10 protein-coding genes are annotated in these 10,195 nt (G+C 43.6%); 6 read left to right on the forward strand and 4 right to left on the reverse strand.

The annotated features are described in order from the left end of the window. Positions 1 to 26: 26 nt before the first annotated feature. Positions 27 to 650: an ATP-binding cassette domain-containing protein gene (locus tag QZ327_RS11345; protein ID WP_294619376.1), complete on the reverse strand. Its 624-nt coding sequence runs from the start codon at positions 648 to 650 to the stop codon at positions 27 to 29. A 106-nt stretch (positions 651 to 756) separates the two neighbouring features. Here QZ327_RS11345 and QZ327_RS11350 point away from each other — a divergent pair, with 106 nt between their 5' ends. Genes QZ327_RS11350 through QZ327_RS11360 form a run of 3 tightly spaced genes read left to right on the forward strand, consistent with a single transcriptional unit; the run spans position 757 to position 3,356 of the window. Further along, positions 757 to 1,296: a ferredoxin domain-containing protein gene (locus tag QZ327_RS11350; protein WP_294619378.1), complete on the forward strand. Its 540-nt coding sequence runs from the start codon at positions 757 to 759 to the stop codon at positions 1,294 to 1,296. Positions 1,297 to 1,341: 45 nt separating this feature from the next. After that, positions 1,342 to 2,457, forward strand: a complete 1,116-nt coding sequence (locus QZ327_RS11355; protein ID WP_294619380.1) for an agmatine deiminase family protein — start codon at positions 1,342 to 1,344, stop codon at positions 2,455 to 2,457. 14 nt (positions 2,458 to 2,471) lie between these two features. Then, complete coding sequence (locus QZ327_RS11360; protein WP_294619382.1) at positions 2,472 to 3,356, forward strand: carbon-nitrogen hydrolase; 885 nt, start codon at positions 2,472 to 2,474, stop codon at positions 3,354 to 3,356. A 14-nt stretch (positions 3,357 to 3,370) separates the two neighbouring features. On the opposite strand, the gene QZ327_RS11365 is transcribed toward QZ327_RS11360, so the two are convergent. From QZ327_RS11365 to QZ327_RS11375, 3 genes are all read right to left on the reverse strand, one after another. Next, the gene (locus QZ327_RS11365; RefSeq protein WP_294619383.1) at positions 3,371 to 3,751 is read right to left on the reverse strand and encodes a GtrA family protein; all 381 of its coding nucleotides are present in this window, start codon (positions 3,749 to 3,751) and stop codon (positions 3,371 to 3,373) included. A gap of 20 nt (positions 3,752 to 3,771) precedes the next feature. Continuing rightward, on the reverse strand, positions 3,772 to 5,529 hold the full coding sequence (aspS, locus tag QZ327_RS11370) for an aspartate--tRNA ligase (protein ID WP_294619384.1): 1,758 nt from the start codon (positions 5,527 to 5,529) through the stop codon (positions 3,772 to 3,774). A 220-nt stretch (positions 5,530 to 5,749) separates the two neighbouring features. Next, on the reverse strand, positions 5,750 to 6,793 hold the full coding sequence (locus QZ327_RS11375; protein WP_294619385.1) for a diacylglycerol kinase family protein: 1,044 nt from the start codon (positions 6,791 to 6,793) through the stop codon (positions 5,750 to 5,752). A gap of 205 nt (positions 6,794 to 6,998) precedes the next feature. On the opposite strand from QZ327_RS11375, the gene QZ327_RS11380 reads away from it, so the two are divergent. The 3 genes from QZ327_RS11380 to QZ327_RS11390 all read left to right on the forward strand — a co-directional run bounded on the left by QZ327_RS11380 (position 6,999) and on the right by QZ327_RS11390 (position 9,968). Beyond that, entirely contained in the window at positions 6,999 to 8,186 is a 1,188-nt protein-coding gene (locus tag QZ327_RS11380) for an aminotransferase class I/II-fold pyridoxal phosphate-dependent enzyme (RefSeq protein ID WP_294619386.1), read from the forward strand. A gap of 97 nt (positions 8,187 to 8,283) precedes the next feature. After that, on the forward strand, positions 8,284 to 9,090 hold the full coding sequence (locus tag QZ327_RS11385; protein WP_294619388.1) for a M48 family metallopeptidase: 807 nt from the start codon (positions 8,284 to 8,286) through the stop codon (positions 9,088 to 9,090). 191 nt (positions 9,091 to 9,281) lie between these two features. After that, positions 9,282 to 9,968, forward strand: a complete 687-nt coding sequence (locus QZ327_RS11390; RefSeq protein ID WP_294619390.1) for a hypothetical protein — start codon at positions 9,282 to 9,284, stop codon at positions 9,966 to 9,968. The last annotated feature ends 227 nt before the right edge of the window (positions 9,969 to 10,195 follow it).

Below are 10,195 nucleotides of genomic sequence, written 5' to 3' on the forward strand. Positions count from 1 at the left end.
TATTAAAGGCCTGTTTTCTCTCTTTTTTATGCGATTAGTATATGCCGGTCGCACCCTTCGGCAAAATCCTTGTCGTGCGATACTGCCAGTATGGCAGTCCCTTTTTGAGTTTGGCGGCGCAAAAAGGCAAGTACCTTTCCCGTGGAGCCTGAGTCGAGTGCCGAAGTCGGTTCGTCTACTATGATTAGTGGTTTGTTAATCATGGAAGCCACAGCTATCATCATCCGTTGGCGCTGTCCGCCGGATATCTCGTTTACACGTTTATGATATAATTCTCTTTCAAGTCCCAGCTCTTCGAAACAGCTGAACAACTGTGTTTCGGAGAATGGCGTAGCCCGGTTGGCCTTCAGATTGAAAGGCAGCTGTATCATGTCCCTTACCCACTCTAACGGGAGTGCCAGTTCTTGCGGAATCCAAGCTATTTGCTTGCGGATAAGGTCTATGTTGGTTTTGTTCAATATGATATTATTGACCGTGATACGTCCTTCCTGCAAGGGTATGAAGCCGAGTATGGCATTAAGGAGAGAGGTTTTTCCGCATCCGGACGAACCGGAAATGCTGGCAATCTCCCCTCTTCTCAAATGCATGTTGAATTGGGAGAGCAACATATCATTGCCGTATGCGATACCGGCATTTTCTATCTGTAGCATATATGTAAATTCTTTAGTCTCTATTGCAAAGGTAAGGAAAAAAGATTTGCAAAGATAACTTTATACTTTTATCTTTGTGTCACTAATTAATATCAGGAAAGAAAGTATGATACAGAACGAACGGGATTGCCGCCATGAGCATGTGCTCAATGTGGCGCGGCAAATGATGACTGCCGCACGTACGGCACCTAAAGGAAAAGGCATAGATGTGATTGAAACAGCGTTGGTGACGGGTGAAGACCTGAAAAAGCTTTCGGAAAAGATGATTGCCATGGTGGAAGAATTGGGAATGAAATTCTTTCTCCGTGATGCTGCAAATGTCTTGCAGGCAGAATGTGTTGTTATAATAGGTACGCGCGAGCAGGCGCAAGGATTGAACTGCGGGCATTGCGGTTTTTCGACTTGTGCCGCGCGTGTTGAAGGAGTGCCTTGCGCCCTGAATACGGTGGATGTGGGAATTGCCGTCGGTTCGGCTTGTGCCATGGCTGCCGATATGCGGGTAGATAGCCGCGTGATGTTTTCTGCCGGGTTGGCTGCGCAGCGAATGAATTGGCTGAAAGATTGTAAGGCTGTATTCGCCATTCCGGTCAGTGCATCTTCCAAAAATCCGTTCTTTGACCGGAAACCTAAGGAAGACAAGAAATAACTTACTGATTGAATGATAGTTGAATATCTATATACAAGTAAATAAATGGGATATTTTTGTGGAATTCCATTAGGTGGAACTACTGAAAAAGAGTGCCAGGTGCGTTTTGGCAAGAACATGACTTTCCAGGTGGAAACGAGGTCTCCTCATCTGCCTGCCGAATGGGCTTTGCAAAGCGGTGTGCAGCTTACATGGCCTCATGCAGGTACGGACTGGGTATATATGCTTGACGAAGTGCAACAGTGCTTCGTTGCCATTGCAACCGAGATAGCCAAACGGGAGTTGCTGTTGATTGTGACTCCGGAACCGGAGTGTGTAAAAGAACAAATTTCCGGAAAAGTCAATATGGAAAATGTCCGTTTTCTGGAGTGTGAGACCAATGACACTTGGGCACGCGATCATGGAGCTGTCACCATGCTGGACACGGAAGGGGCTTCGCTGCTGGATTTTACTTTCAATGGTTGGGGATTGAAATTCGCTGCGGATAAAGACAACCGAATAACCCGTCGGGCTGTTGAAGCCGAAATATTGAAAGGATGCTACGTAAACCGTCTGGGCTTCGTGCTGGAAGGTGGCTCCATTGAAAGTGACGGCATGGGAACGTTGCTTACTACTTCGGAATGCCTGCTTTCGCCCAATCGCAACGGGCAATTGAATAAGGTGGAAATTGAAGAATATCTTCGTTCTGTATTCCACCTTGAGCGGGTGCTTTGGTTGGATTACGGTTATCTGGCAGGAGATGATACGGACAGCCATGTAGATACACTTGCCCGCTTGTGTTCGCCGGATACGATAGCCTATGTACAGTGCCGTGATACGAATGACGAGCATTACGAACAACTGCACCGGATGGAAGAACAACTGAAGACATTCCGCACACTCGGCGGAGAACCTTACCGTCTGTTGGCATTGCCAATGGCGGATAAAATAGAAGTTAATGGTGAAAGACTTCCGGCTACGTATGCCAATTTCCTGATAATGAATGATGCGGTGCTATATCCCACATATAATCAACCGGAGAATGACATGTGTGCCCGAGAGGTTTTACAGGAAGCCTTTCCCGAACGTGAGATTATAGGGATAGACTGCCGTGCCTTGATAAAGCAACATGGTTCGCTGCATTGTGTCACGATGCAGTATCCGATAGGAGTGATTAAATAAAAGAAATATAGATTATGAGAAAAATAAAAGTAGGTATCATTCAGCAGGCTAATGTGGCGGATATGCGCATCAATCTGATGAACTTGGCAAAGAGTATTGAAGCTTGCGCTGCCCACGGTGCGCAATTGGTAGTGTTGCAGGAACTGCATAACTCGCTCTACTTCTGCCAGACGGAGAATACCCAATTGTTTGATTTGGCGGAACCTATTCCCGGACCGTCAACCGGTTTCTATTCGGAATTGGCTGCTGCCAACAACATTGTGTTGGTAACCTCACTGTTTGAAAAGCGCACTCCGGGATTGTATCATAATACTGCCGTTGTGTTTGAACGTGACGGCAGCATTGCCGGAAAGTATCGCAAAATGCATATTCCTGATGATCCGGCATATTATGAGAAGTTTTATTTTACTCCCGGAGATTTAGGCTTTGAACCTATACAGACGTCTGTTGGAAAATTAGGTGTTTTGGTTTGCTGGGATCAGTGGTATCCCGAAGCAGCACGTCTTATGGCACTGAAAGGAGCCGAATTACTGATTTATCCTACTGCTATCGGGTGGGAAAGCAGCGATACGGACGAAGAAAAGGCGCGGCAACTTAATGCGTGGATAATCTCGCAACGTGGGCATGCCGTGGCAAACGGTCTCCCGGTCATTTCGGTAAATCGTGTAGGGCATGAACCCGATCCTTCCAGGCAGACAAACGGTATTCTGTTTTGGGGGAACAGTTTTGTTGCCGGACCGCAAGGCGAGTTCTTGGCGCAAGCGGGTAATCAGCAACCGGAAAATATCGTAGTGGAAGTGGATTTGGAACGCTCGGAGAATGTTCGCCGTTGGTGGCCGTTCTTGCGCGACCGTAGAATTGATGCTTACGAAGGATTGACGAAGCGCTTTTTGGATTAAGGAAAAGAGACGGCTTATTTGAATGTAACTTTTTTGTTCATCAGGAAATTGACTCCGCCATATACGAACAATCCTAAGAATTGAGCGAGATATTCGTTGCATTTCAGTCCTTCTACCAATCCGATAAGGAAAAGGAATTGTGCGCAATATGCCATTCCGAAAGCTATGGAAAAGAGCAGCACTTGTTGCCAAGTGTTGCTCTTTTTTTCTGTTGGGAATATCCAATACTTGCACCAGATGAAGTTATGAGTCTGCGCCAGTATATATGCAGTTATATTGGAGGACATGTAGTTGATATCCAATTCATCCATCATTACCCAAATGGTAATTGCTGTAATCAATGCATTCAGCGTGCCGATAACAGCAAAACGGAAAATACGCGTGGACTCTTTCACTCTCTCCTGTTCTCTTGTTTCTATTCTTTCACCTCAATAATAAGGTTCAGCTCATCCAACTGTTTCTGGTCAATAACCGAAGGTGCGTCTAACATTACATCACGACCGGAGTTGTTTTTCGGGAATGCAATGCAGTCACGGATACTGTCAAGACCGGCAAAGATACTTACCCAGCGGTCGAGGCCGTAAGCCAAACCACCGTGAGGCGGTGCTCCGAATTTGAAGGCATTCATCAAGAAGCCGAACTGTTCTTCGGCCTTTTCCGGTGTGAAGCCCAATATCTCGAACATCTTCGCCTGCAATTGAGCATCGTGGATACGGATAGAACCGCCGCCGACTTCAATACCATTACATACCATGTCATAGGCATCGGCACGAACAGCAGCAGGATTAGTATCCAGTAAAGGAATGTCTTCATCTTTAGGATGGGTAAACGGATGGTGCATAGCCATTAAGCGACCCTCTTCCTCACTCCATTCAAACATCGGGAAATCGACTATCCAAAGCAATGCGAACTTATTCTTGTCACGCAATCCCAATTGGTTACCCATTTCCAAACGGAGTTCGTTCAGTTGCTTGCGGGTCTTCATTACATCATCACCGCTTAAAATGAGAATTAAATCACCCGGTTTTGCGCCAAAGGCTGCTTTCATTTCTTGCAGGACCTCTTGTGTGTAGAATTTGTCTACACTGGATTTTACAGTACCGTCCGCTTCTACACGGGCATATACCATACCTTTTGCTCCGATTTGCGGCTTCTTTACGAACTCGGTCAGGGCATCCAGTTGTTTACGGGTATAGCTTGCAGCACCTTCGGCACAAATACCGCCGATGTATGCGGCATTGTCGAACACAGAGAAACCGTGACCTTTCATGATATCCATTAATTCTACGAACTTCATGCCGAAACGTAAGTCGGGTTTGTCGCTACCATAATATTTCATGGCATCTGCCCAAGGCATGCGTTGGAAGGGTCCGGTCAACTCAACGCCACGAAGTTCCTTGAAAAGATATTTAGCCATACCTTCAAAAAGTTCGATTACATCGTCCTGCTGTACAAACGACATTTCGCAGTCGATTTGTGTAAATTCCGGCTGGCGGTCGGCGCGCAAGTCTTCATCGCGGAAACATTTGGCAATCTGGAAGTAACGGTCAAATCCCGAAACCATCAGCAATTGCTTTAATGTCTGAGGGCTTTGCGGCAGTGCATAGAATTGCCCCGGATTCATGCGTGAGGGAACAACAAAATCGCGTGCGCCTTCCGGTGTGGAACCTATAAGGAGAGGTGTTTCCACTTCAATAAATCCTTTGCTATCCAAGTATTTGCGTACTTCGATTGTCATTTTATGGCGCAACTCCAGATTTTTGCGTACTGCGGCACGACGTAAATCCAGATAGCGGTATTTCATACGGATGTCATCGCCACCGTCCGTATTATCCTCGATAGTGAAAGGAGGAGTTAAAGCTGAATTCAGAACATTCAGTTCCGAAACAATGATTTCGATGTCTCCGGTAGGAATATTTTTGTTTTTGTTGAAACGTTCGTTCACCGTTCCTACTATCTGGATTACGAATTCGCGACCCAAGTGGTTCGCTTGTTCGCAAAGTTCGGCATCTACCTCTTCATTAAAAACCAATTGGGTAATTCCGTAACGGTCGCGGAGGTCTACGAATGTCATACCACCCATTTTACGGCTGCGCTGTACCCAGCCTGCCAGTGTCACTTGCTTGTTAACATCGGAGATACGCAATTCTCCGCAGGTGTGTGATCTATACATCTTATCTTTATTATTTTACAAATTACTATTTACAATTTACTGTTTGGCGATGCAGCATCAGGATGTATGCGCATTGTCAAAATGAGAATTAATGTTGCGCAAAAATACATAAAACATATTACAGACGTATCAAAACAGATAAGTTTATTTAAAAAAACAATATTATATGATAGCTGAAAGGTAGAATCCAAGACATACTCTCTCTGTAGTCTTGTATCCGCTAATTCTTTCTAAGCCTCTTTATTTGTTCTTTGCCTTTGTCCAATATCATTCTGTTTGTATGCGTAATATCTTCCAGTATGGCTTCGTTTATTTGCTTCAAGCCGTTAATGTAATCTTGTGCGCGCTGTAATACATTCAATGAGTTTTTTTCCGCATTTTTAGGCACAATGACCTGCAATCCGCTTTTGATTATGTTTACATCAATATTCTCTTCCATCATCATCGGATCTCCATCGAAATGTACTACTCCCGGTTTTGAACGATGGATGCGGAGTGTTTTGCACCGAAAAGTCTTTATGCGGCTGTTTTGGTCAATGGTTTTATTGAACAACTGGAATGATAATGCCGGTACGTCCAATACAGTGAACGGCTCCAGGATAGTAACATCCAATAAACCGTCGTTTAACGTGGCCTGCGGAGTTATGTATGCGTTGTTGCCATATTGTGAGGCGTTTCCGCATGCTATCAGGAAAGCTTTATATCGTGATGTACTGCCGTCCATTTCCAATTCGTATGTTTCCGGTTTATACTTTAGGCTTTCGAGCAGCGTCTTCTCTAAATAGATGAGCGGTCCTCTCCTGCCGGCTTTGGAAAATTTCAGGCTGACAAATGCATCAAACCCTACTCCGCAGGTACAGAAAAAAGGGACATTGTTGATTTTGCCATAGTCGATAATGTCTATCAATCCTTCATTGATGATGTCAATCGCCTTTTTGGCTTCCATAGGGATTTGCAGATGGCGTGCCAATCCGTTTCCTGAGCCACATGGGATAATGCCCAATGCGGTTCTGGTATGTACCAATGAACGTGCTATTTCGTTGATTGTTCCGTCTCCGCCAATGGCGACAACGGCAAAAACCTCTTCTTTTGCTTTTCGGGCAGCTATTTCAACAGCATGCCCTGCCCGTTCCGTATAAATTACTTCCGGTATGTAGCGGCTTTTGTCCAATTTTTCATCAAGCCATTTCAATATCTGCTCCTTACCCTGCGTACCGGATATGGGATTTATTATAAATGATATTTTCTTTTTATTCTCGTCCATTTAAACGAATATGACTACGGGGTTTTCTGTTATGCAAAAGTAATACAAATCCTTTAAATTTTAACCATATAAATCTCTTAAAACGACTTGGAGTAGATTTTTTGGAGTAAATGAAACATATAACAACATATTTTGTTATCTTTGCCCCCTGTTTTTAAGAACTTGTTTTTAATAGAATTAATATTCATTATATAAAAGACATTTCATGGGTTTACTGCAAGACAAATTCGCGAAATATGATTTGCCGCAACAATTTATGGCAAAAGGGGTATATCCTTATTTCCGCACAATTAACAGCCATCAGGATACAGAGGTAATGATGGATGGCCAAAAGGTTCTGATGTTCGGTTCGAACGCATATATGGGGCTGACATACGATAAACGGATTATCGACGCTTCGATAGCCGCTACCGAGAAGTACGGTACAGGCTGTGCCGGTTCCCGCTTCCTGAATGGTACTCTTGACATACATGTTGAACTTGAGAAAGAATTGGCCGAGTTCGTAGGAAAAGACGAAGCACTCTGTTTCTCTACCGGCTTTACTGTAAATGAAGGCATTATTCCCGCAGTGGTAGGACGTGGCGACTATATCATTTGTGATGACCGCGACCATGCATCTATCGTAGACGGTCGCCGTCTATCTTTTGCTACGCAATTGAAGTACAAGCACAATGATATGGAAGACCTTGAAAAGGAACTCCAGAAGTGCGAACCGGATGCAGTGAAGCTGATTATTGTAGACGGCGTATTTTCAATGGAAGGAGATTTGGCAAACTTGCCGGAAATCGTTCGTTTGAAAAAGAAATACAATGCCAGCATTTATGTGGACGAAGCTCATGGTTTGGGTGTGTTTGGCAAGCAAGGCCGCGGTGTTTGCGACCATTTCGGAGTGACTGAAGATATTGACCTGATAATGGGAACATTCAGCAAGTCATTGGCTTCCATCGGTGGTTTCATTGCCGGCGACAAGGCAGTTATCAATTGGTTGCGCCACAATGCCCGTTCTTATATATTCCAGGCAAGTAGCACGCCGGCGGCGACAGCAGCAGCCCGCGAAGCTCTCCATATCATTAAAACCGAACCGGAACGTATCCAACGTTTGTGGGATATCACAAACTATGCTTTGAAGAGTTTCCGTGACGCAGGTTTTGAGATTGGCGAAACCGAGTCGCCTATCATTCCCTTGTATGTACGCGATACGGAAAAGACATTTGTCGTAACAAAGATGGCTTTCGATGAAGGAATCTTCATTAATCCGGTTATTCCGCCCGCATGTGCTCCTCAGGACACATTAGTACGCGTGGCATTAATGGCTACTCACACTAAGGAGCAGGTGGATTATGCCGTTGAGAAGTTGACTAAATGTTTCAAGGAATTGGAGATTATCAAATAATAAAGAATAGCTTGATAAAAATATAAAGTCGTTTAATCGTGAGTCGGTTAGACGGCTTTCTTTTATAAAACAATCCATTAAAATAAAACCAAACAACATGAAAAAGCAAATTATGATTTTCGCCGCTATTGTATGCGGAATGACTTGCACAACAACTGCTTATGCGCAGTTTAAAATTGGTGGTAAGAAGATAAATGTAGGTAAGGTTATCCAAGCCGGTACGGATGCTGCTAAAGCTATCACTCTTTCGGATGCGGACATTGCTGCTATGAGTAAGGAATATATGCAATGGATGGACACCCACAATCCTTTGACAAAACCCGATACGGAGTATGGCAAACGCCTGGAAAAACTGACCGGAAACATCAAAGAGGTGGACGGTTTGAAAGTAAACTTTGGCGTATATGAGGTAGTTGATGTCAACGCTTTTGCTTGCGGTGACGGCAGCGTGCGTGTTTGCGCCGGATTAATGGATATCATGACAGACGAGGAAGTGCTGTCGGTAATCGGTCATGAAATCGGCCATGTCATTCATAAAGACTCTAAAGATGCTATGAAGAATGCCTATCTTCGCTCTGCTGCAAAAAATGCCGCCGGTGCCGCAAGTTCCTCAGTGGCTAAATTTACCGATTCCGAACTGGGGGCAATGGCCGAAGCTCTGGCAGGTGCTCAGTATTCTCAAAAGCAGGAGCACGAAGCCGATGATTACGGATTTGAATTCTGTATCAAGAATAACATTGACCCGTATGCCATGTATAATGCTCTGAACAAATTGCTGGAACTTTCGGCACAGGCTCCGAAACCATCCAAATTCCAAAGCTTGTTCTCTACGCACCCTGAAACCGCCAAACGTGTGGAACGTGCTAAAGCAAAAGCCGATGAATACATGAAAAATAAGAAATAAGAAATAAGAGATTATACTCTTAATTTATGGAGAAAGGCAGAATTCGAATGAAATTCTGCCTTTTTTCTTTCATATAAGAGAATAAAGCAAACTTTTGCTTTAAATTATCAGTTTTATCCGTCCGTTTGCTTCGATATCTGATTTATTTTAGTATGTTTGTTGCCATTATTAATGAAAAGCACAACATTTGAATGAAAAAGCAAGATTTTCTTTTTGTTTTTGTCTTAATCGCAATCTTCTTACCCTTTTTTGTGAGTGATACTATTTACGGTTGGTATAAATCTTTTAATGCCGCCCATGGCATGATTATGAGTTTTCTGAAATTCGGGATTCTGGCCACTTTGGGTGAGATGTTGGGACTTCGTATCGGTGTAGGAGTATACAACAGAAAAGGATTTGGAGTACTCCCCCGTGCAGTTGTGTGGGGATTTTTAGGCATGGGAATCAATATGGCAATGATCGTCTTTTCCAAAGGTGTGCCACAATTTATGGAGTATATGGGAATGAAGCATGCTTCAGTGATAATCAACGGAGAATTCTGTTTGGATAAACTATGGATTGCTTTGGCTATATCTGTTGCAATGAACACAATCTTTGCTCCTGTATTTATGACATTTCACAAGATAACAGATACGCATATTCTGGAGTGTGGCGGTTCGCTTCGCAGCCTTGCCATCCCCATCCCGATGACACGTATCATTACACATCTTAATTGGGATGCGCAATGGAATTTTGTTTTTAAAAAAACAATCCCCTTCTTCTGGTATCCGGCTCATACTGTTACTTTCTTGTTGCCGGGTGAAGTGAGGGTTTTGTTTGCTGCCATATTAGGGATTATACTCGGAGTGTTGCTGGCTGTCGCTGCAAGAATGAAATAATGTCTTTGTGGCATAGTTTTTTCTTGGAAAAACTTTATAATTAAAACCTGAAAAACTTGACAAAGCATACTTTGATGTTGTATATTTGCCTATCAGGGATTAATAACATCAACTTAAAATTTAGCTAATGGTAAAATCAATGTTTTTCTTTCTGAAATTTATACAAATAAAACGAAAAAAAACGCTTATGAGATTGGATGGTGATGGTATGCTCGTTGGAATAAAAA

The sequence above is a fragment of the uncultured Bacteroides sp. genome, from assembly GCF_910578895.1.
GTDB lineage: Bacteria > Bacteroidota > Bacteroidia > Bacteroidales > Bacteroidaceae > Bacteroides.

Bases quoted from the DNA above. Each gene is read 5' to 3' on its own strand.
- QZ327_RS11345 (WP_294619376.1), bottom strand. From the start codon at position 650: ATGCTACAGATAGAAAATGCCGGTATCGCATACGGCAATGATATGTTG.
- QZ327_RS11350 (WP_294619378.1), top strand. From the start codon at position 757: ATGATACAGAACGAACGGGATTGCCGCCATGAGCATGTGCTCAATGTG.
- QZ327_RS11355 (WP_294619380.1), top strand. From the start codon at position 1,342: ATGGGATATTTTTGTGGAATTCCATTAGGTGGAACTACTGAAAAAGAG.
- QZ327_RS11360 (WP_294619382.1), top strand. From the start codon at position 2,472: ATGAGAAAAATAAAAGTAGGTATCATTCAGCAGGCTAATGTGGCGGAT.
- aspS (WP_294619384.1), bottom strand. From the start codon at position 5,529: ATGTATAGATCACACACCTGCGGAGAATTGCGTATCTCCGATGTTAAC.
- QZ327_RS11375 (WP_294619385.1), bottom strand. From the start codon at position 6,793: ATGGACGAGAATAAAAAGAAAATATCATTTATAATAAATCCCATATCC.
- QZ327_RS11380 (WP_294619386.1), top strand. From the start codon at position 6,999: ATGGGTTTACTGCAAGACAAATTCGCGAAATATGATTTGCCGCAACAA.
- QZ327_RS11385 (WP_294619388.1), top strand. From the start codon at position 8,284: ATGAAAAAGCAAATTATGATTTTCGCCGCTATTGTATGCGGAATGACT.
- QZ327_RS11390 (WP_294619390.1), top strand. From the start codon at position 9,282: ATGAAAAAGCAAGATTTTCTTTTTGTTTTTGTCTTAATCGCAATCTTC.